Raw genomic sequence first — 25257 nt, 5'->3', positions numbered from 1 at the left:
ACAAGGGATGGCTGACGATAACGAGTTGACGCTAAAAGACCCGGCTGCGGGCAAGAAAAAGAAGCTGATCATTATCATTGCCCTGGCGGTAATTTTGCTGGGCGGTGGTGGTGCTGGCGCCTTCCTGATGCTCTCCGGCTCCGATAAACCGCCCGCTGAAGCGGCGGAAGGTGCCGAGGCCGCACCCAAGGAGGAAGCGCCTAAACCTTCCCTCTATGTCGGTATGCCGCGTCCCTTTGTCTTCAACGTCGCAGGAGCCCAGCGAGATCGACTGGTGCAGATCAAGATCCAGCTGATGGTGCGCGGTACCGCCGACGAGACGCTGGCCAAACAGAATATCCCCCTGATTGAAGGCACCTTGCTGCGGGTATTCAGCGCAGCCAGTGCCGAACAGCTGATGACCTTTGAAGGCAAGGAGAAGCTGCGCAAGGATTCACTGGAAGAGTGCCGTCGGGTGCTCAAGGACCTGGTCTCTTCCCCCGTTATCGAACAAGTGCTGTTTACCGGCTTTGTAATGCAGTAGGTGAAGCGTGAGCGATCTGTTAAGTCAGGACGAAATTGATGCCCTCTTGCACGGTGTCGATGATGTCGAAGAGGAAGAGATAGGCGGCGCTGGAGACCCCGGCGTAGCCCAGTTTGACTTCTCCTCCCAGGACCGCATCGTCCGTGGTCGCATGCCGACGCTGGAGCTGGTGAATGAGCGTTTCGCCCGCCATATGCGGATCAGCCTGTTCAACATGATGCGTCGTACCGCCGAGGTCTCCATCAACGGGGTGCAGATGCTCAAGTTTGGCGAGTATGTTCATACCCTGTTTGTGCCGACCAGTCTCAACATGGTGCGCTTCCGCCCGCTCAAGGGGACGGCACTCATCACCATGGAGGCCCGACTGGTCTTCATCCTGGTGGAGAACTTCTTCGGTGGCGATGGCCGTTATCACGCCAAGATTGAAGGGCGCGAGTTCACGCCGACCGAACGGCGCATTATCCAGATGCTGCTCAAACTGGTGTTTGAGGATTACAAGGATGCCTGGGCGCCGGTGATGGACGTAGGGTTCGAGTATCTCGACTCTGAAGTGAACCCGGCGATGGCCAACATCGTCAGCCCGACCGAAGTGATTGTGGTGAGCTCGTTTCACATCGAACTCGATGGTGGCGGCGGCGATTTCCACGTGGCCATGCCCTACTCCATGCTGGAGCCGATCCGTGAACTGCTCGATGCCGGTGTGCAGAGTGACAAGGGTGACACAGACGTGCGCTGGAGCAAGGCACTTCGTGACGAGATCATGGATGTAAAGGTCGAGTTGAGGGCCAAACTGCTGGAGACCGAACTCACCCTGCGTGAACTGATGGAGCTGCGACCTGGCGATATCATTCCGGTCGATATGCCGGAAAATCTGCTGGTTTTTGTGGAGGACTTGCCCACCTTCCATGCCAAGATGGGGCGGACCAAGGAGAATGTGGCACTCAAGATCACCGACAAGCTCAAGCGCCCGGAAGGGGTCAAGACCGAGATGCATCTGGTGACCCGGGGTGGTGTACGTATCGATGGTGAGGCCGAGCTTGAAGAGCTTGAGCGCAGCATCGAAGAACAACAGCGTTAATCGACGGTTTGCAGTTATTGATCGTCACGAAGTGGTATAAGGAAACAAGATGAGCGGAACAGAGGAAGAGGATCTGATGGCTGATGCCTGGGCGGCAGCACTGGAGGAGCAGGTGACGGCGGAAGCCAAACCGGCCCCGCTGGAAGAGCTCAAGGACGATGCCCCCATCAGTGCCGAGGAGCGGCGCAAGCTTGACACCATTCTGGATATTCCGGTCACCATCTCGATGGAGGTCGGTCGCAGCCAGATTAGCATTCGTAACCTGCTGCAGCTCAACCAGGGCTCGGTCGTGGAGCTGGATAGGGTGGCGGGCGAGCCCCTCGACGTGCTGGTTAACGGTACCCTGATCGCTCACGGCGAGGTGGTGGTGGTGAACGACAAGTTCGGTATTCGCCTGACCGACGTCATCAGCCAGATTGAACGGATTAAGAAACTCAAATGATGCGTCTGCTGCTGTTGTGGCTGCCATTGCCGGTGTTTGCCGAGGTGGGGGGGGCCGCCAACCCTCCCAGCCTGAGCTCCTGGCTGCTCTCCAGCCTGATGGTGATCGGGCTTATTCTGGTGCTGGGTTTCTTGCTCAAGAAGAGCAAAATTGCCACCGCCATGGGGGGCGGGCAGATGAGAGTGATTGCTACGCTGCCTGTGGGCTACAAGGAGAAGTTGCTGGTGGTCAAGGTGGGTGAGCAGCAGCTGCTGGTCGGCGTAACGCCGCAGCAGGTCAACTTTCTCTATCGGCTGGAGGAGCCGCTGGACGAACAGCAGCCGCAGGCGTTTTCCCAGCAGCTGGGTAAGTTGATGGGCAAACATGAAAAAAACTAACGGCTTGTTGTGGCAAAGCGGATTGCTGGCCAGCCTGTTGATTTCGCTGTTTTGCGCCTGGCCTGCGCTGGCGCAGGACGGCATGTCGGCAGTGACCGTCAAGACCATGGGGGATGGCTCTCAGGAGTACAGCCTGACCCTGCAGGTGCTGGCGTTGATGACGGCACTTTCATTCCTGCCGGCAATGGTCATCATGATGACCTCGTTTACCCGTATCATCATAGTGTTGGGTATCTTGCGTCAGGCGATCGGTCTGCAACAGAGCCCCTCCAATCAGGTGTTGATCGGCATCGCCCTGTTCATGTCGTTCTTCATCATGTCGCCTGTGCTGGATCGCATAAATGACGAGGCACTGCAGCCCTATCTGGCCGAAACCATTGAGGCCAAGGAGGCGCTGGAACGGGCTGAATTGCCCATCCACCAGTTCATGCTGGCCCAGACCCGGATCAAGGATCTCAATACTTTTATGGAGATCGCCAACGTGCAGGTGGAGAAGCCTGCCGATGTGCCGCTGCGGGTGCTGATCCCGGCCTTTGTCACCAGCGAACTGAAAACAGCCTTCCAGATTGGCTTTATGCTGTTCTTGCCGTTTCTGGTCATCGATCTGGTGGTCGCCAGTATCTTGATGGCGATGGGGATGATGATGCTCTCGCCGATGATCGTCTCGTTGCCTTTCAAACTGATGCTGTTTGTGATGGTGGATGGCTGGAACCTGATCCTGGGTTCGCTGGCCAACAGTTTCGGACTGGGTGCCGGTTAACCGGTCCCATGCAAGGAGCCCGAACATGAGTCCAGAAACCTTTGTCGATGTATTTCGTGAGGCGCTCTGGCTGGTCAATATCATGGTCAGCGCCGTGATCCTGCCCAGCCTTGCTATCGGGTTGGTGGTAGCCATCTTTCAGGCCGCCACCTCCATCAACGAACAGACCTTGAGCTTTCTGCCCCGTCTCATCGTGACCCTTTTGGCCCTAGGGATTGGTGCTCACTGGGGAATGCAGAGTCTGATGGACTTCTTCATCCTGATGGTCAATCAAATTCCCGAGGTGGTGGGGTGACCTATACCACCGCTCTGATCATGGAGTGGTTGTCGTCCATTCTCTGGCCACTGGCTAGAATAAGCAGCCTTTTCATGGTGATGGCGGTATTTGGCAGCCGGCTGGTCGCCGCTCGGATCAGGTTGGGGCTGGCGGTAGCCGTGACGTTTCTGGTTGCTCCTCTGCTCCCTCCCATGCCCCCAGTGGAGCTCTTCTCTGCCGGCAGTTTTCTGGTCTTGGGCCAGCAGCTGCTGATCGGTATTGCGCTGGGGTTGATGACCCAGTTTCTGATGGAAAGCTTCGTGATGGCGGGGCAGGTGATAGCCATGCAAACCAGTCTGGGTTTTGCCACCCTGGTGGATCCGATGAATGGCCAGTCGGCCCCTGTGGTCGGTCAGTTTTATCTGATGCTGGCGACTCTGGTATTTCTGGCGCTTGATGGTCATCTGGTGATGCTACGCCTGGTTATCCTCAGTTTTGAGACGCTACCCATCTCCGATAGCGGTCTGTCACTCTCTTCTATGCAAACCCTGAGCGCGTTCCTGGGGGTCATGTATCAGGCCTCGCTGGTGATGGCCCTCTCTGCCATCGTGGCGCTGTTGCTCATCAACTTCGCTTTTGGCGTGATGACCCGGGCAGCCCCCCAGCTCAATATTTTCAGTATCGGTTTTGCCGTCAGCATGATGTCGGGTTTGCTTATCCTCTGGCTTACGATCGGCGGGTTCCTCGGCCATTTCGACACCTTGTGGGAGCGGGTGCAGGAGGTCAGTTGCGAGCTGATTGACACCCAATGTTTCGGAGGTGTCAATGGCTGATACCGACCAGGAACGTACCGAACAACCCACGGGCAAACGACTGCAACAGGCCCGTGAAAAAGGGCAGATTGCACGTTCAAAGGAGCTGGGAACAGCCAGTGTGCTGTTGTCAGCCGTATTTGGCCTGCTGTTTATCAAGGGTTACCTGGCGAACGCCATGCTCAAGGTGGTGACCATGGGCTTCACGCTGAACAGAGAGCAGGCTTTCGATCCCAATGCCATGGTTGCCATGGTGCCGGCGCTGCTGGGGGAACTGGTGTTTCCGCTCGGATTGCTATTCGCTCTGGTCGCTATTGCAGCTTTTATCGGCAATATCCTGATGGGGGGGATGAACTTCTCCACTGAAGCAATGATGCCGAAATTCAGCAAGATGAGCCCCATCAGCGGGTTCAAGCGGATGTTTGGGGTGCAGTCGCTGATTGAGCTGGTCAAGTCCATCGCCAAGGTGGTGTTCATCACCCTGTTTGCCTGGTGGATGCTCTCCAGCCAGTTTGATCATCTGCTCAACCTCTCCATGGAGGGATTCCCCGGTGGGATTATAGATGCCCTCGACCTTTTTTTGTGGATGCTGATCATTCTTTGCTGTGCCCTGTTGCCTATTGTTGCCATCGATGTGCCGTTCCAAAAATGGAACCATATGCGTCAGCTCAAGATGACCAAGCAGGAGGTGAAGGACGAGTTCAAGGATAGCGAGGGTAAACCCGAGGTAAAGGGCAAGATCCGCCAGTTGCAGATGCAGATGGCGATGCGCCGGATGATGGGGGATGTACCCAAGGCTGATGTGGTGATCACCAACCCGACTCACTACTCGGTAGCGCTCAAGTATGATGCGGGCAAACCCGGTGCTGCGCCCAAGGTCTTGGCCAAGGGAACTGATGAAATTGCAATGAAGATCAGGGAGATAGCTAGAGAATACGAGATACCCATCATGCCGTCACCGGCCTTGACCCGGGCTATCTACCACTCTACCGAGTTGGGCCACGAGATCCCGGAAGGGTTGTTTGCGGCGGTTGCCCAGGTTCTGGCCTATGTCTTCCAGCTCAAGAAATTCCGCCGTGGCCAGGGGCGCCGTCCTCAGCCGCTGGCTAAAGATCTGCCCATTCCGACCGAATATCGCAAATGACAAAGTTCTGACGTTGTCAAAATAAATTCATTGCATTTCAATGTGTTGCATTGTTGGCTTAATGTTTGCTTTAATCTGGCACCAGCAGGTTGACATTGAGAAGAGCGATGGAATTCAAGGCAGTATTGGGCCAGTTAAAACAGTCTCGGGGAGTATTGAGCAAAGGCCTTGGTACCCCTCTGCTGGTATTGGCCGCGCTCGGCATGGTGGTGTTGCCCATCCCGCCACTGATGCTGGATGTGCTCTTCTCCTTCAACATTGCGCTCTCTATCGTGGTGCTGCTGGTATCCGTCTATACCCGGCGCCCCCTCGAATTTGCTGCTTTCCCGACCGTATTGCTGCTGGCCACCTTGCTGCGGTTGGCATTGAACGTGGCCTCGACCCGAGTGGTGTTGCTGGAAGGTCACAATGGCAGTGCAGCGGCAGGCCATGTGATCGAGGCATTCGGTAATGTGGTGATCGGCGGTAACTATGCAGTCGGCATCATCGTCTTTACTATCCTGATGATCATCAACTTTGTGGTTATCACCAAGGGGGCCGGGCGGATCGCGGAAGTGAGCGCCCGTTTTACTCTGGATGCGATGCCGGGCAAACAGATGGCCATCGATGCCGATTTGAATGCCGGCCTCATCAACCAGGAAGAGGCGAAGAAGCGTCGCCAGGATGTGACCCAGGAAGCGGACTTCTATGGCTCTATGGATGGTGCTTCCAAGTTCGTCAAAGGGGATGCCATTGCGGGCATCATGATCCTCTTCATCAACATCATCGGCGGCTTTATCATCGGGATGATGCAGCATCATCTTACCTTCAGGGAGTCTGCCGAGATCTATACCCTGCTGGCGATAGGTGACGGTCTGGTGGCGCAGATCCCCTCCCTGTTGCTCTCTATCGCCGCCGCCATCATAGTGACCCGTCAGAATACCGATCAGGATATGGGCACGGCGGTATTGGGCCAACTGTTCGACAATCCCAAGGCCTTGATCATCTCTGCCGGTATCCTGCTGATGATGGGACTGGTGCCGGGGATGCCGCACTTCGCCTTCCTGAGTCTGGGGGCGATCGCTGCCGCTGGAGCCTGGTGGCTGCTGCGCCGCGAGAAGCTGGCGGTAGCCAAAGCAGCCAGCGGCGAGTTGATGCCGACCAGTACTGACCAGCCATCGCATGAACAGAAAGAGTTGAGCTGGGACGATGTGATGCCGGTAGACATCATCGGGCTGGAAGTGGGTTACCAGCTAATCCCGCTGGTGGATCGCAATCAGGGGGGCGAACTGCTCAACCGGATCAAAGGGGTGCGCAAGAAACTCTCGCAAGAACTGGGCTTTCTGGTGCCTGCCGTCCACATCCGCGACAACCTGGATCTGGCACCAAATCAATATCGCATCACCTTGATGGGAGTCAGTACCGGCGAGGCCAGCGTCTACCATGATAAAGAGATGGCCATCAACCCGGGGCAGGTATTCGGCCAAATTCAGGGGATTGCTACCCGGGATCCCGCGTTTGGACTTGAAGCAGTGTGGGTAGCCAAGGAGCAGGTGTCACAGGCGCAGACCCTGGGGTATACAGTGGTGGATACTGCGACCGTAGTTGCCACCCATTTGAGTCAGATCTTGACCAACCATGCCTCACTGTTGCTCGGCCATGACGAGGTACAACAACTGCTCGACATGATTGGCAAACACCAGAGCAAGTTGGTCGAAGGGTTGGTACCGGAAGTGATCAGCATGGGTAACCTTGTGAAGGTATTGCAGAATTTGCTCAATGAAGGGGTGCCAATCCGCGATATGCGCACTATCCTGCAGACCCTGGTTGAATACGCGCCGCGCAGTCCGGATCCGGAAGTGCTCACCGCGGCTTGCCGGATTGCCCTGCGTCGTCTGATTGTGCAGGAGATTGCCGGCCCAGACCCAGAGCTACCGGTGATAACATTGGCACCTGAATTGGAACGTATATTGCATCAATCCCTGCAGGCGGGTGGAGGTGATGGTGCCGGTATTGAGCCGGGTCTGGCGGAGCGAATGCAGCGCTCGCTGGTGGAAGCCACTCAACGACAAGAATTGGAAGGCCAACCGGCTGTGCTTCTGACATCGGGGATCCTGCGCAATACCCTGGCGAAATTTGTCAAGAATGCCATTCCTGGATTACGTGTGCTGTCCTATCAGGAAGTGCCGGACGACAAGCAGATTCGCATCGTCAGTGCGGTAGGGCAGAACTAGTTAGCGGAGACGACGGGTGAAGATTAAGCGGTTTTTTGCCAAGGACATGCGAACGGCTCTGGCCGAGGTCAAGGAGACGCTCGGGCCCGATGCCGTCATCATGTCCAACAAGAAGGTTACCGGGGGGGTAGAGATAGTCGCCGCTGTTGATTATCAATCCCAGGTTCCGAGCCCCAAAGATGCGCCGGTTCGCCGTCAGCTGAACGATGAGAGCGTCAATATTTCGTCTGCTGCTCGGCAGATGACCCGTCCCGAGCCCGCAAAGGTTCAGGAACAGAACGAACATTATGCTGATACCCTGGCCGCCCTCCTCGCGCGTCAGCAGAAACTGAAGCCTGGCAATGGGGCTCCCATGGGCAACACCCAATCGGCTGGTCTGGCTGCTGCCAATGCAGTGCCCAGAACGCTGGCCGAGCAGGGACAGTGGGGCACAGTCCCGGAACCTGCCAAACCCAAGGCGCGTGTCGTATCCGGCCAACGGGCCCATCAACCTGCCCAGCGGGATCAGGAGATGGAGGGGATGCGCAAGGAGATGGCCAGCATCCGTAAACTGCTGGAGCACCAGATCTCCGGTCTGATGTGGCAGGAGGTTGAACGACGCGAGCCGATGCGTGCCCTGCTCATCAAAGAGCTCAAGAAGATGGGCTTTGACGATGCCTTTTCCGATCAACTGGCGGGGCTGATCCCTGAAGACATGCCTATCCATCAGGCGATGGCCCAGTTGGCTGAAGTGTTGACGGCTCAGCTCAAGATCAGTGAAGACGAAATTTTACGTCAGGGGGGCGCGGTTGCTCTGCTGGGGCCAACAGGGGTGGGCAAGACGACCACCATCGCCAAATTGGCCGCCCGTTTTGCCATGAAGTATGGCGCCGAGCAGGTGGCCCTTATCACCACTGACAACTACCGGATCGGGGCTCATGAGCAATTACAGACTTATGGCCGGATCATGGGCTGTCCGGTACGTCAGGTGCGTGATGCCGAAGAGCTGGCCAATGCCCTCTATCAGTTCCGCCACCGCCGGCTGGTATTGATCGATACGGCAGGCGTGGGGCAACGGGATATCCGGCTGACCGAGCAGCTCGATACCCTGGTCAAAAATGCCAAGGTGAGGATCCGCAGCTATCTGGTGATGTCGGCAACTTCCCAGCGTCGGGTAATGCAGGAAGCGGTTGACCATTTCCGGCGCATTCCCTTGAGCGGCTGCATACTTACAAAGTTGGATGAGAGTCTGAATCTGGGCGAAGTAATTAACGTGTGTATCCAGAATGCCTTGCCTATCAGTTACATCACAGATGGGCAGCGGGTTCCGGAAGATATTCAGGTTGCCAATGCGGCGCAGCTCGTCGGAGCGGCCATGGGCTCGCTGGAGCGAGAAACAGAGGAGCCCTATTTCTGGGGCACAGGCTTTGGCGAGGCCGAAGATTCGGAGTTTTATGAGTAACATGTATATGGATCAGGCGAGTGGTCTGCGCAAAATGCGTCAAAACAATCGAGTAAAAGTGATCGCCGTTTCCGGTGGTAAAGGTGGCGTAGGCAAGACCAACGTGACCCTGAACGTGGCGGGAGCCATGGCGGCCCAAGGCAAACGGGTGATGGTGCTGGATGCTGACCTTGGTCTGGCAAATGTTGACGTCATGCTTGGGTTGCGGGTTCATCGCAATCTCTCTCACGTGCTGGCAGGCGAGTGCACGATCGACGACATTATCGTTGAGGGACCGTACGGCATGATGATTGTGCCTGCAACCTCGGGGACCCAGTCTATGGTCGAGCTTTCGCCGGTACAACATGCCGGACTGATCCGCGCCTTCAGCGAGATGAAGACCCAGGTTGATATTCTGATGGTGGATACGGCGGCGGGGATCTCGGACATGGTGCTGAGTTTCACCCGCGCCGCGCAGGACATCATGGTGGTGGTGTGTGACGAGCCGACTTCCATTACCGATGCCTATGCCCTCATCAAGATCCTCTCCAAAGAGCACGGTGTATTTCGCTTCAAGGTAGTGGCAAACATGGTACGCAGCCTGCGCGAAGGGCAGGAGCTTTTTGCCAAGCTGACCCGGGTAACGGATCGTTTCCTCGATACGTCACTGGAACTGGTTGCCTGCGTGCCTTATGACACCAATTTACGCGCAGCAGTACGCAAGCAGAAACTGATTGTCGAGGCGTTTCCCAAGTCGCCGGCGGCTTTGGCTTTCCGCGCATTGGCCAACAAAGCGGCTAGCTGGCCGGTACCCAACCAGCCTGGCGGTCATCTGGAGTTTTTCCTGGAGAATCTGTTACAGACTCAGGCCACCACACAGGAAGGTTCCCGTGAATAAAGCCCAAGCGTACTTGCGTCATCAGGATTCCTATCTGCTGGTAGAGCGCCATGCTCCACTGGTCAAGCGGATTGCCCAGCATTTGCTGGCTCGCCTGCCAAGCAGTGTCTTGCTGGATGACCTGATCCAGGCAGGTATGATTGGGCTTCTCGAAGCGTCGCGGAACTTTGATGGTAGCAAGGGGGCCAGTTTCGAGACTTATGCCGGGATTCGTATCCGTGGTGCCATGCTGGATGAGATCCGGCGTGGTGACTGGGTGCCCCGTTCCGTGCATCGAAACAGCAGAGCGATTGCCGAAGCGATCGAAAATGTGGAGCAAGCCAATGGACGGGATGCTCGCGACGCGGAAGTCGCAGCGCAAATGGGGGTCTCTCTCGCTGATTATCATGTCATGCTGCAGGATGTCTCCTGTGGCAAGATCATCGGTATCGAGGATCTGGGGGTCAGTGAGGATGTGATCGGTAACCCTGATGAAGCTCCGTCAGGCTCGGGGTTTGATGAACTGGCCACAGAACGATTTCAAATTCAACTGTCGGAGCAAATTGGTCGCTTACCGGAGAGAGAAGCCCTGGTTCTCTCTCTTTACTACGATGAAGAGCTGAATTTACGTGAAATTGGCGAGGTTTTGAATGTGAGTGAGTCGCGCGTGAGTCAGATACATAGTCAGGCAATGCACAGACTACGCGCTCGTTTGAGAGATTGGCATCTATAAGTGTTTGTACTGGCTACACTGAGATGAAACTCTAAGGCATAATCCGCATGACACAACCCGTTTTTAGCATCATGTAAGTGAGCCACTGAGGTGGCTATTGAGGAGGGAATTTTGGACAAGAACATGAAAATCCTCATTGTTGACGATTTTTCAACGATGCGCCGGATTATCAAGAACTTGCTTCGCGACCTTGGGTTCAACAATACCCATGAAGCGGATGACGGCAACACAGCATTGCCGATGCTGAAAAATGGTGATTTCCAGTTTGTGGTTACCGACTGGAACATGCCAGGCATGCAAGGTATCGACCTGCTGAAAGCCATTCGTGTCGATGAAAAGCTCAAGCATCTGCCGGTACTGATGGTGACGGCAGAAGCCAAACGCGAGCAGATCATCGAAGCCGCGCAAGCCGGCGTTAACGGTTATATCGTCAAGCCTTTCACTGCAGCAACGCTCAAAGAAAAACTCGACAAAATTTTTGAACGCCTTGGCTAAGGAGCAGCAGGGATGATGGCCAAAACGAAAGCAATGATTTCGCTCGACCAGGCAAGGATGCTTGTTGCTCATCTGGAGCAAGGTGAATTCGAGCTGGCCGATGAACTGCTTGCCAATGTATGTGCCCCCAACGCAGCCGATCTGTTTGAAAAAGTTGGTCAGCTGACCCGACAACTGCATAACTCACTTCAAGAATTTCGTCTCGACCCCCGAATTCCCGATTTGGCCACCCATGACATTCCCGATGCGAGGGAGCGCCTCAATTACGTCATAGATATGACCGACAAGGCTGCTAATCGCACCATGGATGCGGTAGAGGCCAGTCTGCCAATAGCGGATCGCCTGAATGATAATATCCAGCTGGTGATGCCCAACTGGAATGCACTGATGTCCAGAGATATGAGCGTGGGGCAGTTTAAGTCCTTATGCCATCAACTTGATGATTTCATTAAGGCTTCTGAGTCAGATGCCGATAAGTTACGACAACTGCTGACAGAAATTCTGATGGCACAAGACTTTCAGGATTTGACAGGCCAGATGATCCGCAAGGTCATAAAACTGGTTCAGGAAGTTGAAACAAAATTAATAGAAATGCTGACTATGTTTGGTGAGGCTGCAGCTGAGCATTCAACTCGTACTCTCCCTGTGAACGGGATTGAAGCCGAAGGCCCAATCATGAATCCAGAGGCGCGTGCCGATGTAGTCAATGGTCAGGATGATGTGGACGATCTGCTGTCTAGCTTGGGATTCTAATGGAGTGACGCATGGCCTTCGAAGTTGATGAAGACATACTGCAAGACTTTCTGGTCGAAGCATCCGAAATATTGGAACAGTTGTCTGAGCAACTGGTCGACTTGGAAAAGCGGCCTGATGACAAGAATCTGTTAAATGCCATCTTTCGCGGTTTCCATACCGTAAAAGGTGGTGCCGGTTTCCTGTCTTTGGGGGAGTTGGTTGACGTATGCCACGGCGCTGAAAACGTATTTGATATCTTGCGTAATGGCAAGCGAACCGTGACTGCCGAACTGATGGACGTGATCCTGCAAGCGCTGGACGCCATAAACGTCATGTTCGCCCAAGTACAAAACCGTGAAGCGCCAAGTCCTGCGTCTGATGATCTGCTCCATGACCTCCACGAGTTGTGCAAGCCTGAAGGAGAAGAGCAACTCCGAACCGCGACAAGTGGCGCTATTGCCATGGAGCAGGAGGCTGTCACTCCTGTTGTTGAGGTTGTCTCCGACCCCGAGGTTGTTGAACCGATAAACCAGGCCAGCGATCCTGCTCCTGTTAACGGGGGCGGATCCATAGACGAGATTTCAGCTGATGAATTCGAGCGTCTGCTGGATGAGCTGCATGGCGTGGGGGGCACACCAACCAAGAGTGCGGCAGGAGCGACTGTTGCTGGCGAATCTGGCGATATAACCGATGATGAGTTTGAGGCCTTGCTGGATCAACTCCATGGTCAGGGACAGCACATGGGGGCGCCAGAGGTGAATCCTCTGAAGTCGGTGCAAAAAGAGGTGGACGAGCTTATCGATGATGATGAGTTTGAACGCCTGCTTGATGAATTGCATGGTCGTGGCCAAGGTCCTCAGAGTAGTATGGCACCTGCCGCACCTGCCGCACCTGCCGCACCTGCCGCACCTGCCGCACCTGCCGCACCTGCCGCACCTGCCGCGCCTGCCGCGGTGACTGCGCCCAAACCGACAACACCTGTAGCCAAACCTGTACAGGCTGACCCCGCAAAACCTGCCGAAGCAGCCAAGGCATCAGCGCCTGCCGCCAAGGCTACGCCAGCTCCTGCCGAAAACAGTGCAGTGCAAAGCGATACGACGGTGCGGGTGGATACCAAGACCCTTGATGTCATTATGAACATGGTAGGTGAGTTGGTACTGGTTCGTAACCGGCTGGTGAGTCTGGGTATTGCCAGTAATGATGAAGAGATGTCAAAGGCGGTTGCCAATCTGGATGTGGTAACGGCTGACCTGCAAGGTGCGGTGATGAAAACCCGCATGCAGCCAATCAAGAAGGTATTTGGTCGTTTCCCGCGCGTGGTGCGTGATCTGGCCAGAACCCTCAAAAAAGAGATTGAGCTGGTGATGGTTGGGGAAGAGACCGACCTCGACAAAAACCTGGTGGAGGCGCTCGCCGATCCTCTTGTTCACCTTGTTCGCAACTCCTGCGATCACGGGGTCGAAATGCCGGATGTGCGAGAGAAAGCGGGCAAGCCGCGGCAAGGGACGATCACCCTTAGCGCCTCCCAGCAAGGCGATCATATCCTGCTTTGCATTGAGGATGATGGCGCCGGGATGGACCCGGAAAAACTCAAGTCTATTGCGATCAGCCGCGGTGTGCTGGATGCAGATACTGCCGCGCGCATGAGTGATAACGATGCCTATAACCTGATCTTTGCCCCCGGATTTTCGACCAAGTCCGAGATCTCCGATATCTCTGGCCGTGGTGTCGGAATGGATGTGGTCAAAACCAGTATTGTCAGCCTCAATGGGTCAGTGCACATCGATTCTACCTGGGGTAAAGGCACCCGTCTCGAAATCAAGGTTCCGTTGACGCTAGCCATTCTGCCGACCCTGATGGTTGAAGTGGGTGAGCAGACCTTCGCGCTTCCCCTTGGTTGTGTGAACGAGATTTTCCATCTGGATCTGAAGAAGGCCAATATGGTCGATGGTCAGCTCACCATCATTGTGCGTGATAAGGCGATTCCCCTCTTTTATCTACACAAGTGGTTGATCCGTGGTACCAACAAGCGCTCACGTCAGGATACCGGGCATGTGGTGATCGTGCAGATTGGCACTCAGCAAATCGGGTTTGTGGTCGACAGCTTGATTGGTCAAGAAGAGGTGGTGATCAAGCCGCTCGATAATCTGCTGCAAGGCACCCCGGGGATGGCTGGTGCAACCATTACCAGCGATGGCGGTATTGCCCTTATTCTGGATGTACCGAGTCTGCTCAAAGCATATGCGCGTAGACATTAATCGCTCAGGCCCAAGGAGTTAGAAAAATAACAATGGCAGTCAAGGTATTAGTTGTCGACGATTCGAGCTTCTTTCGCCGCCGGGTGAGCGAGATAATCAATCAGGATCCCATGCTGACGGTGATAGATACTGCTCAGAATGGGCGTGAAGCCGTAGACAAGGCCATGTCGCTGCGCCCTGATGTGATCACCATGGACATCGAGATGCCCGTGATGGATGGCATCAGTGCAGTGCGGGAGATCATGGCCAAGTGTCCAACTCCCATTCTGATGTTCTCCTCCCTGACTCATGAAGGCGCCAAGGCAACGCTTGATGCGCTGGACGCCGGTGCACTCGACTTCTTGCCCAAGAAGTTTGAGGACATTGCCAGAGACAAAGATGAAGCGGTCAGACTGTTGCAACAGCGGGTAAAGGAGATCTCCCGCAAGCGCTTCCTGATGACATCAGCTGCTCGCCCCAAAGCACCTGAACCGGTTGCTCGTGCTCCGCTGGGCAGCACAGCGCCCAGAACTTCAGATCGTCAGCCTGACCTGCAACGTACTGTGCCAAGTGCTTCATTCAAGCGCAGTGGCAAGAGTTATCAGTTGGTGGCGATCGGCACTTCTACCGGCGGACCTGTTGCTTTGCAAAATGTGCTGACCAAGTTGCCGGGGGATTTTCCCCATCCCATCCTGCTTATCCAGCATATGCCAGCCACTTTTACCGCCGCGTTTGCTGCCCGTCTCAACGGGTTATGCCAGATTGGCGTCAAGGAAGCGGAAGATGGCGATGTGCTTAAACCCGGGCATGCCTATCTTGCTCCCGGTGGTAAGCAGATGCTGCTGGAAGGTCGTGGTGCAGGGGCCCGCATTCGCATCGTGGATGGCAACGACAAGGTAAATTACAAGCCTTGTGTGGACATCACCTTTGCCTCTGCGGCCAAAACCTATGCCGACAAGGTATTGGCGATTGTGCTGACCGGTATGGGGGCTGATGGCCGTGATGGCGCCAGACTGCTGAAAGAGCAGGGATCAACCATCTGGGCTCAGGATGAGGCTTCCTGCGTGGTATATGGTATGCCCCAAGCGGTAGCCAAAGCGGGGATTGCCAGCGAATCACTCCCTCTGGACAAGGTGGCCCAGCGTATTCTGGTTGAGTTGGGGCGCTAATCATGGGCTTGCTCGGTCTGCTCCTGGCATTGGGGGCTATTGCCATTGCCCAACTGTGGCATGGCGGCTCCCTGTTGACGCTGGTGGACGGCCCCGCTTTTTTGATCGTGCTGGGTGGTACCGTTGGTGCCGTCACGTTGCAGACCCCTGCCAAGTTTGTTTTGCTGGCATTGCGCCAGTGTCTATGGATTTTCAATCCGCCACGGCAGGATCTCTCTGCCCAGGCTGAACGGCTACAATCCTGGGCTGCCTTTGCACGCCAGCAGGGGCTGCTGGCCCTCGAAAATCAGGCTGAGCAGGAGGAGGACCATTTTACCCGCCAAGGGTTGAACATGATTGTCGATGGTGTCTCCACGGAGGATATTCGCATGTTGCTCGAAGCCGATATCGATATCGAGCAGGAGCGTAATGAACATGCGGCCCGGGTGTTCGAAGCCATGGGGGGATATAGTCCGACTATCGGGATTATCGGCGCTGTCTTGGGCCTTATCCAGGCCATGTTTCATCTTGAAGAGCCATCTGCTCTGGGGGCTGGCATCGCAGTGGCATTTGTGGCAACCATCTATGGTGTCGGGTTTGCCAACCTGATCTATCTACCGATAGCCAACCGGTTGCGAGCGTTTCACTATCACTATGCACTGTTTCAGGAGATGACCCTGGAAGGGCTGTTAGCCATTGCCCATGGTGAGAATGGTTTACAGGTTGAACGCCGGCTCAGGGCCTATTTGAAAGGAGAGTAGCCATGCGCAAGCGCTATCGTTTGCACTTGCAGGGGCGTGAACACCTTGACCGTTGGCTGGTCTCCTATGCCGATTACATGACGCTGATATTTGCTCTGTTTGTGGTGCTCTACTCTGTTGCGCTGGTGAACAAGGACAAATATCGTGCGGTGATAGATGGCATGAGTCAGGCGTTCAGTGTCATGCAGTCTCGCAGTGATGGTCTGCTGGAGGGGCAGGGCAATTCACTGTTGGAGAATGCTGTTTCTGCCTCCCCCTCGTTGCTGGAAAGCGCAACGTCCCCCTCTCCTTCACTTGCCCCCATTTCTGGTGTCCCTGTGCTGCAAGATGGCACGACACTTGCCAAACTTGATATGCAGTTGCAAGAGAGCATGGGGTCACTGGTGGATGCCGGGATAGTCAAAATGACGCAAGACGAGAACTGGCTGACTGTGGAACTCAGTTCAGGTCTGCTGTTTGGCAGTGGCAGCGCCTTTATGGGACCGAATGCTGCACCGGTAATCAATACTCTTTCAAGTATTCTCAAACCGGTCGATAACTATATAAGGGTCCGAGGATATACAGATAACCAACAGATAAATAATGAAATTTATCGTTCTAATTGGGCGCTTTCTGCTGCGAGGGCCGAAGCGGTGCTCAATGGCTTGATTGCTGATGGCATCGCACCCCAGCGTCTGGCCTTTGAGGCATATGGCGAGTTTTCCCCTTTTGCCGATAACAGCACTGAGCAAGGCCGGCTGCAAAATCGCAAGGTTGTGGTCGCAATTTCCAAATTCGCCTGGGTGCCGCCAGCTCCTGTGGCGGTAAAGCCCCCGGTGGTTGCCGAACCGGTTCCTGTGGTGCAGCAGGCGGTGGATGCTGGAGAGATAAAGGTTATCTCTTTGCCCGGTGGCGGCATACGTATAACAACAAGGCAGGATTGATACAGTGATTGTTTGGACGGTTGCCAACCAGAAAGGTGGTGTGGGTAAAACCACCACAGTGGTCTCGCTTGCCGGGATCCTGGCCCAGCGTGGTCAGCGAGTGCTGTTGATTGACACCGATCCTCACGCCTCGCTGACTGCATATCTTGATTTTGATTCAGATCGTCTGGATGGAACCCTCTATGAGTTGTTTCAAGCTGTCAAACCGACAGCCGAGCTTGTCAATAAACTGACGCTCAAGACCAAGTTCGAGAATATCAATTTACTACCCGCATCTATTACCCTGGCGACTCTTGATCGGGTAATGGGAAATCGTGAGGGAATGGGGCTGGTGCTGAAGCGGGCGCTGCTGCGCATTCAGGATCAATATGATTATGTGCTGATCGACTGCCCGCCTGTGCTTGGGGTGATGATGGTCAATGCGCTGGCTGCCTGCGATCGTATTCTTGTGCCGGTTCAGACCGAGTTTCTCGCTCTCAAAGGATTGGAGCGGATGATGAAGACATTCGAGATCATGCAGCGTTCCAAGCGTGACAAATTCCGTTATACCGTGATCCCGACTATGTTCGACAAGCGCACCCGTGCCTCTCTGATGACCTTGAAGTCGATCAAGGATCAATATGGAGATTCAGTGTGGAATGCGGTGATCCCTATTGATACCAAGTTTCGGGATGCCAGCTTGCTGCATATCCCCCCGTCTATCTATTCTCCCGGAAGTCGTGGAACCTATGCCTATGAGACGCTGCTCAACCATCTTGATGCCCTTGAGCGGCAACGGGTTCATGAGGTGACGGCATGAGAGATACCATTCAAGTACGGGCGATGGATGACTATTTCCACTCCCTGCTGCTCGATGAGCCGCTGGTGCTGGATGAGGTGGAAGAGGTTCAATCCGCCCCTGTTTTACAGTTGCAACGTCAGCCCCAAAGCGTCCCCGAGGTGGTTGCTGCACCTTATTTGGAAAGTGATCCACGCCTTGCCCAGCTTGGCGAACTGTTGGCTCAGGTGGGACAAGTTCAGTTTGAAAATGATGCCTTCACCCAGGAGGTGACACTGACGGCTCCATTGGAGATTGTGGCCGAGGAGTCATTGTTGCCGGTAGAGCCTGAATGGCCTGAGGAGGTGCTGCTGCCCGAAGTTGCAGAGCCCCACACCACCATCTTGACTGAAACTGCGCTGGAGGTTGCTCCGGTAGAAGCCACTGAACCTGTCACTTGGGAGAATATCGATACTGGTAAAGAGTTTCAGGCCCTCTTTTTTGAAGTCGCGGGCGTGACGTTTGCGGTGCCGTTGACCGAGCTTGGTGGTATTCACCAGTTGGGCGAGATCACCTCCCTGTTTGGCCAGCCGGGCTGGTACAAGGGGATCATGACCTCTCGCGAGCAGAAGATGAATGTGGTCGATACCGCCCAGTGGGTCATGCCGGGTCAGCATCTCGAGATGGATGATTACAAGTATCTGATTATGCTTGGTGAATCGCCGTGGGGATTAGCCTGCCACCATCTCAAAGGGACTGAATTGTTACACCGTGACCAGGTTAAATGGCGCCATCAGGAGGGCAAGCGCCCTTGGTTGGCGGGCATGGTCAAAGAAAAAATGTGTGCCCTGTTACACGTTCGTGAACTGCTCTTGTTGCTGGAGCGTGGGGTTAACATAGAAGGTCGCTGATAACTTCTGCAATCGAGCTGTTTTATTGCTAGTTTTAGCAGTAGACGTTTTCATAAAAGGAATAAAAACATGACAGAAAAGCGCAATATCGCACAGAATCTGGCCGAAGATGAAGTGCTGCAATGGGTAACCTTCCAGCTGGAAAACGAAACCTACGGCATCAATGTGATGCAGGTTCAGGAGGTGTTGCGCTACACCGAAATTGCACCGGTGCCGGGTGCGCCTGAGTACGTACTGGGGATCATCAACCTGCGTGGCAATGTGGTGACTGTCATCGATACCCGTTCCCGTTTCGGTCTGCCTTCCGGCGATGTGAGCGAAAATTCCCGGATTGTGATCATCGAAGCCGAGAAGCAGGTGATTGGCATCATGGTCGACAGCGTGGCAGAAGTGGTATATCTGAAATCTTCCGAAATCGATGCTGCTCCAGCTGTAGGTACCGAAGAGAGCGCCAAGTTCATTCAGGGGGTCAGCAACCGTGATGGGCAACTGCTGATCCTAGTTGACTTGAACAAGCTGCTCTCCGATGAAGAGTGGGAAGATATCGGTTCCCTCTGATAAGTAAGGTGATGTTTTGATAATCGAGATGGTTGCCTTGGGGTTGTCCCTGATTGCCTTGGCGTTTGCCTCTTATATCTGGTTCAAGAGCAAGCGTAGCAAGCAGGAGTCCGAGGCTAGTGTGGCAACGCTGCAAGGTCAGTTGGAAAGCTTGCGCAAGCAGATGATGGAGCTTCATACCGGCGCCATCGGCATGGGACAGCGGTTACAGTCGGTAGAAGGGGCGATGCAGCAGGTCAATGAACGCCAGCAAGAATTGACCATGCAGGATCCCGAGCGACGGCTTTACAGTCGAGCGGCCAAGATGGTCGAACTGGGCGCCGACCTTGATGAGGTCATGAGTGAGTGCGAGTTGCCAAAGGCAGAAGCCGAGCTCTTGATATCGTTGCGAAAAGGCCGCTCTTGATGATTCAGGAAGGCAACTTGCCTTCCTGAATTTTTTCTGTTGCATGTATGGCGCTCTTTCATGGAGCGCCATGTACAGTGATCGAGAAGAATAGTTATTTGCTAATACTGGTTTGTTATGAGGTTTCCAGTTTGATCTATTTGGATGCCTTTGATTGTCATCATTTTCCACGCCTATTTTTCCTTGTGCGCGATCTTCTCCACAAAAACAGTGGATGAAGGGCATCTTGGAAAAGACGTATTCCAATACTGTGTTAAGATGCAAGCCGCTTCATTTTCTCTGAAAAAATCTCCATGCTGCTTCAAGTTAACAATCTGAGCTGCGTGCGTGAAGATCGCACTCTGTTTGAACATCTCTCCTTTGCGGTAGTTCCCGGTGATCTGGTGCAAATTGAAGGTCCCAACGGGGTTGGCAAGACCAGCCTGCTGCGTCTGCTGACTGGCCTGTCTCAGCCGTTTTCCGGTGAAGTGTGCTGGAATGGTGAAAATATTCGCCATTGCCGTGATGAGTACCATGCCAATCTGCTCTATCTCGGTCATCAGCCCGGGGTCAAAGCTGCCTTGACTCCGCTCGAAAATCTCGCCTTTTATCAGAAGCTGCATCATGTATCCCGGCAGACAGTGGATTTGTGGCAGGTGCTTGCCCAGGTTGGGTTGGCCGGTTTTGAAGAGAACCCGACCGGACAGCTCTCGGCAGGTCAACAGCGTCGGGTGGCTCTGGCCAGGCTCTGGCTCAGTGACAAACCGGCTCTCTGGATCCTGGATGAGCCTTTTACCGCCATTGATAAGCAGGGGGTCAAGGTGCTGGAGAGGTTGTTTCTGGCTCATGCCGAGCGGGGGGGGATGGTGATCCTCACCACTCATCAGGATATGACGCTGATGCAGGGTCGACTGAAAACACTCTCGCTTACGCCCTTGCTGCAGGAGTAGTTTCGATGTTGCGTGCCGTCATGTATTTGATCCACCGCGAGTTATTGATGGCCCTGCGCCAGCGTGCAGATATTCTTAACCCGCTCTGGTTTTTCCTTATTGTCATCACCCTGTTCCCACTCGGTATCGGCCCTGAGCCCAAGTTGTTGGCTCGCATTGCTCCCGGCATCATCTGGGTGGCAGCCTTGCTGGCGGCCATGCTGTCGCTGGAGCGACTGTTTCGCGACGACTTTGGCGACGGTTCGTTGGAGCAGATCATGTTGATGCCCCATTCACTCGGGTTGCTGGCGCTGGCCAAAGTGATTGCTCACTGGTTACTGACTGGATTGCCGCTGCTGCTGATTTCGCCCTTGCTGGCAATTTTGCTATCGCTGGATATGAACAGTTATCTGGCGGTAGTCGCCACTCTGGCACTCGGCACACCGGTGCTGAGCCTGCTCGGTGCAGTCGGGGTTGCCCTGACGGTCGGGTTGCGCAAGGGCGGAGTGCTGCTCAGTCTGCTTATCCTGCCGCTCTATATTCCGGTACTGATTTTTGCCACCTCTGCAATTGATGCGGCGGGGATGGGCTTGCCCTATGGCGGACAGCTTGCCATTCTGGCCGCCATGCTGGTTGGTGCCCTGACGCTGACGCCGTTGGCCGTTTCGGCCGCATTGAGGGTCAGTCTTAACTGATGATCTATTGGTAGAACGCAACATGGTTTCGCATGGGGCATTCTTTTCCAGAAATAAAGTTGCGATGGATCAAGCGGATTGCCGCTTATTGCTTTCGAGGTATTTGATGTTATCCCGAGGTCAGTATGTTAGGCCTCGCCAAACAATTAATAACAAAAAGGTTTGTGAGTTATGTGGAAATGGTTGCACCCTTACGCTAAACCCGAACGGGCCTATCGGCTGGCTGGGACCCTGTTGCCCTGGTTTGCTGTGATAAGTCTGCTATCGTTCATCATCGGCACTGTCTGGGGACTGGCTTTTGCACCCGCCGATTATCAGCAGGGTGACTCCTTCCGGATCATCTATATCCATGTTCCTTCCGCCATTCTTTCGATGGGGGCCTACTCCACCATGGCAGTTGCCGCCTTTATCGGGCTGGTATGGCAACTGCGGATGGCGGACATGACGGTGGCGGCTATCGCACCTGTCGGCGCTGTGTTCACTTTTATTGCACTGTTTACCGGTGCCGCCTGGGGCAAGCCCATGTGGGGAACCTGGTGGGTGTGGGATGCACGGCTCACCTCTGAGCTGATCCTGCTGTTTCTCTATCTCGGCGTGATTGCCCTCTACAACGCCTTCAGTGACAAGGTGGTTGCTGGCCGTGCTGCCGGCATTCTGGCACTGGTGGGGGTGATCAACCTCCCCATCATTCACTACTCGGTGGAGTGGTGGAACACCTTGCACCAGGGGGCCACTATCACCAAGTTTGACAAACCCTCCATCTCTCCCGAGATGCTTTGGCCACTGCTCATCATGATCTTGGCGTTTGTTGCCTTTCTCGGGGCCCTTACCCTGATGCGTTTTCGAAACGAGCTCTTGATGCGGGAGTGGCATCGTCCCTGGGTTCAAGAGATTGCCGAACAGGAGAAGTAAGCATGCACTTTGCCTCATTCAGTGACTTTTTGGCGATGGGCGGTTACGCCTTCTACGTCTGGCTCTCCTTCGGTCTGACCCTGCTCTGTCTGGTCGGTATCATCATTTCTACCCGCATGAAAACCCGTCGTCTGTTTAATGAGTTACGCAGCAAGCAGGCACGCGAGAGCCGTCGCAAGGCGGCCCGGCAGATGGAGAACACCCTATGAACCCGAGACGCAAAAAACGCCTCACCATCATTCTGGCCATCACCCTGGGCCTCGCCACCGTGAGCGGCCTGGTGCTTTACGCCCTCAGTCAGAATATCGACCTCTTCTATACCCCGAGCGAGCTGGTGGAAGGGAAGGGGCCGGACAAGATCAAACCGGAAGAGGGGCAGCGCCTGCGCATTGGTGGTCTGGTGGTCCCCGGCACTGTCAAGCGCGATCCGAACAGCCTCAAGGTTAGCTTCAACCTGATCGACAATGGTGGTCATCAGGTGATGGTGCAATTTGATGGCATCCTGCCGGATCTGTTCCGCGAGGGGCAGGGGATTGTGGCGCAAGGAACTCTCAAGGATGCCACCACGGTCGAAGCGTTCGAGGTACTGGCCAAACACGATGAAAACTACATGCCGCCAGAAGTGGCCGATGCCACCAGTGGCATGCACTTCAAACCTGAATACACCGATGCGCAGTTGAAGGGGAATAAGCCATGATCCCGGAATTAGGACAGTTTGCGCTGATCCTGGCCTTTGCCACCTCCCTGTTGCTGGGTAGCTATCCGCTGCTTGGCGCAAGTCGGGGGCGTCTTGGCATGATGTCGGCGGCTCGTCCGCTCGCCTATGCCCAGTTTTTGTTGCTGCTGCTGTCGTTTCTCTGCCTGACCTGGGCCTTTATCGATAACGACTTTACCGTGCAGTATGTGGCCACTAACTCCAACAGCCTGCTGCCGCTCGCCTATCGTATCTCGGCGGTGTGGGGGGCCCACGAAGGTTCCCTGCTGCTGTGGGTACTGACCCTAGGTGGCTGGACTGCGGCGGTAGCCATGTTCAGCCGCCGTCTGCCGCTCGATGCGGTGGCGCGGGTGCTCGGCGTGTTGGGGCTGATCTCGGTCGGTTTCACCGCGTTCGTGCTGTTCACCTCTGATCCCTTCACCCGCACCTTGCCCTATTTTCCGGTCGATGGCCGTGACCTCAATCCGCTGCTGCAGGATCCGGGTCTGATCTTCCATCCGCCGATGCTCTACATGGGTTATGTAGGATTCTCGGTGGCATTTGCCTTCGCCATAGCCTCATTGATGACCGGTCGTCTTGATGCAACCTGGGCCCGCTGGTCGCGCCCCTGGACCATGGCGGCCTGGGTATTCCTGACCCTCGGCATAGTGCTGGGCTCCTGGTGGGCCTACTACGAGCTCGGTTGGGGCGGCTGGTGGTTCTGGGATCCGGTAGAAAATGCCTCCTTCATGCCCTGGTTGGCGGGTACCGCTCTGCTGCATTCGCTGGCGGTGAGCGAGAAGCGCGCCACCTTCAAGGCGTGGACCGTGCTGCTGGCCCTTTCGGCCTTCTCGCTGAGCCTGCTCGGTACCTTCCTAGTGCGCTCCGGCGTGCTGGTGTCGGTGCATGCGTTTGCCTCCGACCCGACCCGCGGCCTGTTTATTCTCGGCTTCCTGCTGGCGGTGATCGGTTCATCCTTGCTGCTGTTTGCCTTTAAAGGTTCGCAGGTGAAAAGCCACGGCAAGCATGAGCTGTGGAGTCGCGAAACCCTGCTGCTTTGCAACAACATCATGCTGGTGGCTGGCCTGCTGACTGTGCTGCTCGGCACCTTGCTGCCGCTGGTGCACAAGGAGCTGGGGCTGGGGAGCATCTCTATCGGTACTCCCTTCTTCAACCATATCTACAGTTGGCTGATCATTCCGTTTGCCCTGCTGCTGGGGGTTGGTCCGCTGTTTCGCTGGCGCCGCCAGGAGCTTGGCGAGCTCAAGGGCAAGGTGATTCTTGCGCTGGTGCTGAGCCTGGCAGCAGCCCTGCTGTTGCCGCTGATCTTTGCCGAAACCTTCAAGCCGTGGGCTGCGGTGGGGATTGGTCTTGGGGCCTGGGTCATCGTTACCAGCCTGCAGGAGACCTGGGTGCGCGCGACCCACAAGCACAGCTTTGCGGTCGGTGTGCGCAAGCTTGGCAACAGTCACTGGGCTATGATCCTTGGCCATGTGGGGCTGGCAGTCAGCATCATAGGTATCGCCTGCACCCAGAACTACAGCATCGAGAAGGATCTGCGGATGCAGGCGGGTGATCGGGTGCACTTTGCCGATTACGAGTTCGTTTTTGCCGGGATCAAAGAGAAGAACGGCCCCAACTACGATGGCTTCAAGGGCGTGCTGGAAGTGCACAAAAATGGCAAGCAGGTCGCCCTGCTCAAGCCCGAGAAGCGGATGTACACAGTGACCCGGATGCCGATGACCGAAGCGGCCATCGATGCCGGTTTCACGCGAGATCTTTATGCGGCCCTTGGCGAGCAGCTAGACAACAATGCCTGGGCAGTGAGGATCTACTACAAGCCTTTCGTGCGCTGGATCTGGTTCGGCGGCGTCTTTATGGCTATCGGTGGCGTGCTGGCGATGCTCGACAAGCGTTACCGTTTCGGCCGTCGTGAGGAGGAAGCCAAGGCATGAACAAAAAGGTCTGGTTGTTTTTAATTCCCTTTATCGTCTTTTTGCTGGGGGCTGTGTTCCTGTTCAAGGGGCTCTACTCCGATCCCACCAAGCTCGAATCTGTGATGGTGGGCAAGGAGGTACCGGTGTTTACCCTGCAGGACATTTACGATCTGAACAAACAGCACGATCGCACCATCCTGACCGGCCGGCCCATGTTGCTCAACGTCTGGGCTACCTGGTGTCCCACCTGCTATGGCGAGCACACCTACCTCAAACAGCTGGCGGGGCAGGGCATTCCCATCATCGGCATGAACTACAAGGATGAGCGCGACAAGGCGATCAAATGGCTGGCGGAGCTGGGCAACCCCTATCAGGTCAACATCTATGATCCGGACGGCATGCTGGGGCTGGATCTCGGGGTATATGGCGCGCCGGAGACCTTCTTTATCGACAGCAAGGGGATCATCCGTTATCGCCACGTGGGGGACATCAACCCCGAGAACTGGGCGTCGACCCTCAAACCCATCTTTGATGCCATGAAGTGA

General features: G+C 55.3%; 29 protein-coding genes. All 29 read left to right on the top strand.

Annotated features, from left to right (window positions below):
* Nucleotides 1-7: 7 nt before the first annotated feature.
* The 29 genes from fliL to I6L44_RS10700 all read left to right on the top strand — a co-directional run bounded on the left by fliL (nucleotide 8) and on the right by I6L44_RS10700 (nucleotide 25257).
* Complete coding sequence (gene fliL / locus I6L44_RS10840) at nucleotides 8-523, top strand: flagellar basal body-associated protein FliL (RefSeq protein ID WP_005334744.1); 516 nt, start codon at nucleotides 8-10, stop codon at nucleotides 521-523.
* 7 nt (nucleotides 524-530) lie between these two features.
* On the top strand, nucleotides 531-1601 hold the full coding sequence (gene fliM / locus I6L44_RS10835; protein ID WP_216951811.1) for a flagellar motor switch protein FliM: 1071 nt from the start codon (nucleotides 531-533) through the stop codon (nucleotides 1599-1601).
* A 49-nt stretch (nucleotides 1602-1650) separates the two neighbouring features.
* Nucleotides 1651-2043, top strand: coding sequence for a flagellar motor switch protein FliN (gene fliN, locus I6L44_RS10830; RefSeq protein ID WP_005343964.1), 393 nt, complete (start codon nucleotides 1651-1653; stop codon nucleotides 2041-2043).
* Complete coding sequence (fliO, locus tag I6L44_RS10825) at nucleotides 2040-2420, top strand: flagellar biosynthetic protein FliO (protein WP_216951810.1); 381 nt, start codon at nucleotides 2040-2042, stop codon at nucleotides 2418-2420. The genes fliN and fliO overlap by 4 nt, the downstream gene beginning before the upstream one ends.
* The gene (fliP, locus tag I6L44_RS10820; RefSeq protein WP_216951809.1) at nucleotides 2407-3180 is read left to right on the top strand and encodes a flagellar type III secretion system pore protein FliP; all 774 of its coding nucleotides are present in this window, start codon (nucleotides 2407-2409) and stop codon (nucleotides 3178-3180) included. Before fliO ends, fliP begins: the two co-directional genes overlap by 14 nt.
* Nucleotides 3181-3205: 25 nt before the next feature.
* Nucleotides 3206-3475, top strand: coding sequence for a flagellar biosynthesis protein FliQ (fliQ, locus tag I6L44_RS10815; protein WP_005334727.1), 270 nt, complete (start codon nucleotides 3206-3208; stop codon nucleotides 3473-3475).
* Nucleotides 3472-4269, top strand: a complete 798-nt coding sequence (gene fliR, locus I6L44_RS10810) for a flagellar biosynthetic protein FliR (RefSeq protein WP_216951808.1) — start codon at nucleotides 3472-3474, stop codon at nucleotides 4267-4269. Before fliQ ends, fliR begins: the two co-directional genes overlap by 4 nt.
* Nucleotides 4262-5392, top strand: a complete 1131-nt coding sequence (flhB, locus tag I6L44_RS10805) for a flagellar biosynthesis protein FlhB (protein ID WP_216951807.1) — start codon at nucleotides 4262-4264, stop codon at nucleotides 5390-5392. Before fliR ends, flhB begins: the two co-directional genes overlap by 8 nt.
* Before the next feature lie 107 nt (nucleotides 5393-5499).
* Nucleotides 5500-7605 (top strand): flagellar biosynthesis protein FlhA, encoded by a 2106-nt coding sequence (gene flhA, locus I6L44_RS10800; RefSeq protein WP_216951806.1) that lies wholly within the window; start codon nucleotides 5500-5502, stop codon nucleotides 7603-7605.
* 16 nt (nucleotides 7606-7621) lie between these two features.
* Nucleotides 7622-9046, top strand: coding sequence for a flagellar biosynthesis protein FlhF (gene flhF, locus I6L44_RS10795; RefSeq protein ID WP_216951805.1), 1425 nt, complete (start codon nucleotides 7622-7624; stop codon nucleotides 9044-9046).
* Nucleotide 9047: 1 nt separating this feature from the next.
* Nucleotides 9048-9923 (top strand): MinD/ParA family protein, encoded by an 876-nt coding sequence (locus I6L44_RS10790; RefSeq protein WP_187380375.1) that lies wholly within the window; start codon nucleotides 9048-9050, stop codon nucleotides 9921-9923.
* Nucleotides 9916-10635, top strand: a complete 720-nt coding sequence (locus I6L44_RS10785) for an RNA polymerase sigma factor FliA (protein ID WP_216951804.1) — start codon at nucleotides 9916-9918, stop codon at nucleotides 10633-10635. The genes I6L44_RS10790 and I6L44_RS10785 overlap by 8 nt, the downstream gene beginning before the upstream one ends.
* A gap of 111 nt (nucleotides 10636-10746) precedes the next feature.
* The gene (gene cheY / locus I6L44_RS10780) at nucleotides 10747-11130 is read left to right on the top strand and encodes a chemotaxis response regulator CheY (RefSeq protein WP_041234108.1); all 384 of its coding nucleotides are present in this window, start codon (nucleotides 10747-10749) and stop codon (nucleotides 11128-11130) included.
* 12 nt (nucleotides 11131-11142) lie between these two features.
* Nucleotides 11143-11883 (top strand): protein phosphatase CheZ, encoded by a 741-nt coding sequence (locus I6L44_RS10775; RefSeq protein WP_216951803.1) that lies wholly within the window; start codon nucleotides 11143-11145, stop codon nucleotides 11881-11883.
* 11 nt (nucleotides 11884-11894) lie between these two features.
* A complete protein-coding gene (locus tag I6L44_RS10770) occupies nucleotides 11895-14123 on the top strand; it encodes a chemotaxis protein CheA (protein ID WP_216951802.1) in 2229 nt (742 codons plus the stop codon).
* Nucleotides 14124-14155: 32 nt separating this feature from the next.
* Complete coding sequence (locus tag I6L44_RS10765) at nucleotides 14156-15271, top strand: chemotaxis response regulator protein-glutamate methylesterase (protein WP_139477251.1); 1116 nt, start codon at nucleotides 14156-14158, stop codon at nucleotides 15269-15271.
* Between the two features lie 2 nt (nucleotides 15272-15273).
* Nucleotides 15274-16011, top strand: coding sequence for a flagellar motor protein (locus I6L44_RS10760; RefSeq protein WP_216951801.1), 738 nt, complete (start codon nucleotides 15274-15276; stop codon nucleotides 16009-16011).
* Nucleotides 16012-16013: 2 nt separating this feature from the next.
* Nucleotides 16014-16934 (top strand): flagellar motor protein MotB, encoded by a 921-nt coding sequence (locus I6L44_RS10755; protein WP_216951800.1) that lies wholly within the window; start codon nucleotides 16014-16016, stop codon nucleotides 16932-16934.
* Between the two features lie 4 nt (nucleotides 16935-16938).
* Nucleotides 16939-17733 (top strand): ParA family protein, encoded by a 795-nt coding sequence (locus I6L44_RS10750; protein ID WP_005334696.1) that lies wholly within the window; start codon nucleotides 16939-16941, stop codon nucleotides 17731-17733.
* Nucleotides 17730-18602: a chemotaxis protein CheW gene (locus I6L44_RS10745; protein WP_216951799.1), complete on the top strand. Its 873-nt coding sequence runs from the start codon at nucleotides 17730-17732 to the stop codon at nucleotides 18600-18602. Before I6L44_RS10750 ends, I6L44_RS10745 begins: the two co-directional genes overlap by 4 nt.
* A 69-nt stretch (nucleotides 18603-18671) precedes the next feature.
* On the top strand, nucleotides 18672-19160 hold the full coding sequence (locus I6L44_RS10740) for a chemotaxis protein CheW (protein WP_005343991.1): 489 nt from the start codon (nucleotides 18672-18674) through the stop codon (nucleotides 19158-19160).
* Nucleotides 19161-19188: 28 nt separating this feature from the next.
* On the top strand, nucleotides 19189-19566 hold the full coding sequence (locus I6L44_RS10735; protein WP_168769852.1) for a DUF2802 domain-containing protein: 378 nt from the start codon (nucleotides 19189-19191) through the stop codon (nucleotides 19564-19566).
* Between the two features lie 293 nt (nucleotides 19567-19859).
* On the top strand, nucleotides 19860-20495 hold the full coding sequence (ccmA, locus tag I6L44_RS10730) for a cytochrome c biogenesis heme-transporting ATPase CcmA (RefSeq protein WP_216951798.1): 636 nt from the start codon (nucleotides 19860-19862) through the stop codon (nucleotides 20493-20495).
* A 5-nt stretch (nucleotides 20496-20500) separates the two neighbouring features.
* On the top strand, nucleotides 20501-21169 hold the full coding sequence (ccmB, locus tag I6L44_RS10725; RefSeq protein ID WP_216951797.1) for a heme exporter protein CcmB: 669 nt from the start codon (nucleotides 20501-20503) through the stop codon (nucleotides 21167-21169).
* A 171-nt stretch (nucleotides 21170-21340) separates the two neighbouring features.
* The gene (locus tag I6L44_RS10720) at nucleotides 21341-22081 is read left to right on the top strand and encodes a heme ABC transporter permease (RefSeq protein ID WP_216951796.1); all 741 of its coding nucleotides are present in this window, start codon (nucleotides 21341-21343) and stop codon (nucleotides 22079-22081) included.
* Nucleotides 22082-22083: 2 nt separating this feature from the next.
* The gene (ccmD, locus tag I6L44_RS10715; protein ID WP_216951795.1) at nucleotides 22084-22290 is read left to right on the top strand and encodes a heme exporter protein CcmD; all 207 of its coding nucleotides are present in this window, start codon (nucleotides 22084-22086) and stop codon (nucleotides 22288-22290) included.
* Entirely contained in the window at nucleotides 22287-22778 is a 492-nt protein-coding gene (gene ccmE / locus I6L44_RS10710) for a cytochrome c maturation protein CcmE (RefSeq protein ID WP_005344003.1), read from the top strand. Before ccmD ends, ccmE begins: the two co-directional genes overlap by 4 nt.
* Nucleotides 22775-24730 carry a heme lyase CcmF/NrfE family subunit gene (locus I6L44_RS10705; RefSeq protein WP_216951794.1) on the top strand — a complete coding sequence of 652 codons (1956 nt, stop codon included), beginning with the start codon at nucleotides 22775-22777 and terminating at the stop codon, nucleotides 24728-24730. Before ccmE ends, I6L44_RS10705 begins: the two co-directional genes overlap by 4 nt.
* Nucleotides 24727-25257 carry a DsbE family thiol:disulfide interchange protein gene (locus I6L44_RS10700; RefSeq protein ID WP_216951793.1) on the top strand — a complete coding sequence of 177 codons (531 nt, stop codon included), beginning with the start codon at nucleotides 24727-24729 and terminating at the stop codon, nucleotides 25255-25257. The genes I6L44_RS10705 and I6L44_RS10700 overlap by 4 nt, the downstream gene beginning before the upstream one ends.

Origin of the sequence: Aeromonas sp. FDAARGOS 1414, from assembly GCF_019047065.1 — a bacterium.
Classification (GTDB): Bacteria; Pseudomonadota; Gammaproteobacteria; order Enterobacterales; family Aeromonadaceae; genus Aeromonas; species Aeromonas veronii_A.
The sequence above is the reverse complement of the archived record's forward strand: the minus strand, read 5'-3'. Positions and strand labels throughout refer to the sequence as shown.

Coding starts and splice junctions, on each gene's coding strand:
- fliL (WP_005334744.1), top strand. CDS start 8: ATGGCTGACGATAACGAGTTGACGCTAAAAGACCCGGCTGCGGGCAAG.
- fliN (WP_005343964.1), top strand. CDS start 1,651: ATGAGCGGAACAGAGGAAGAGGATCTGATGGCTGATGCCTGGGCGGCA.
- fliO (WP_216951810.1), top strand. CDS start 2,040: ATGATGCGTCTGCTGCTGTTGTGGCTGCCATTGCCGGTGTTTGCCGAG.
- fliP (WP_216951809.1), top strand. CDS start 2,407: ATGAAAAAAACTAACGGCTTGTTGTGGCAAAGCGGATTGCTGGCCAGC.
- fliQ (WP_005334727.1), top strand. CDS start 3,206: ATGAGTCCAGAAACCTTTGTCGATGTATTTCGTGAGGCGCTCTGGCTG.
- flhB (WP_216951807.1), top strand. CDS start 4,262: ATGGCTGATACCGACCAGGAACGTACCGAACAACCCACGGGCAAACGA.
- flhA (WP_216951806.1), top strand. CDS start 5,500: ATGGAATTCAAGGCAGTATTGGGCCAGTTAAAACAGTCTCGGGGAGTA.
- I6L44_RS10790 (WP_187380375.1), top strand. CDS start 9,048: ATGTATATGGATCAGGCGAGTGGTCTGCGCAAAATGCGTCAAAACAAT.
- I6L44_RS10775 (WP_216951803.1), top strand. CDS start 11,143: ATGATGGCCAAAACGAAAGCAATGATTTCGCTCGACCAGGCAAGGATG.
- I6L44_RS10770 (WP_216951802.1), top strand. CDS start 11,895: ATGGCCTTCGAAGTTGATGAAGACATACTGCAAGACTTTCTGGTCGAA.
- I6L44_RS10765 (WP_139477251.1), top strand. CDS start 14,156: ATGGCAGTCAAGGTATTAGTTGTCGACGATTCGAGCTTCTTTCGCCGC.
- I6L44_RS10760 (WP_216951801.1), top strand. CDS start 15,274: ATGGGCTTGCTCGGTCTGCTCCTGGCATTGGGGGCTATTGCCATTGCC.
- I6L44_RS10755 (WP_216951800.1), top strand. CDS start 16,014: ATGCGCAAGCGCTATCGTTTGCACTTGCAGGGGCGTGAACACCTTGAC.
- I6L44_RS10745 (WP_216951799.1), top strand. CDS start 17,730: ATGAGAGATACCATTCAAGTACGGGCGATGGATGACTATTTCCACTCC.
- I6L44_RS10740 (WP_005343991.1), top strand. CDS start 18,672: ATGACAGAAAAGCGCAATATCGCACAGAATCTGGCCGAAGATGAAGTG.
- I6L44_RS10735 (WP_168769852.1), top strand. CDS start 19,189: ATGGTTGCCTTGGGGTTGTCCCTGATTGCCTTGGCGTTTGCCTCTTAT.
- ccmA (WP_216951798.1), top strand. CDS start 19,860: ATGCTGCTTCAAGTTAACAATCTGAGCTGCGTGCGTGAAGATCGCACT.
- ccmB (WP_216951797.1), top strand. CDS start 20,501: ATGTTGCGTGCCGTCATGTATTTGATCCACCGCGAGTTATTGATGGCC.
- I6L44_RS10720 (WP_216951796.1), top strand. CDS start 21,341: ATGTGGAAATGGTTGCACCCTTACGCTAAACCCGAACGGGCCTATCGG.
- ccmD (WP_216951795.1), top strand. CDS start 22,084: ATGCACTTTGCCTCATTCAGTGACTTTTTGGCGATGGGCGGTTACGCC.
- ccmE (WP_005344003.1), top strand. CDS start 22,287: ATGAACCCGAGACGCAAAAAACGCCTCACCATCATTCTGGCCATCACC.
- I6L44_RS10705 (WP_216951794.1), top strand. CDS start 22,775: ATGATCCCGGAATTAGGACAGTTTGCGCTGATCCTGGCCTTTGCCACC.
- I6L44_RS10700 (WP_216951793.1), top strand. CDS start 24,727: ATGAACAAAAAGGTCTGGTTGTTTTTAATTCCCTTTATCGTCTTTTTG.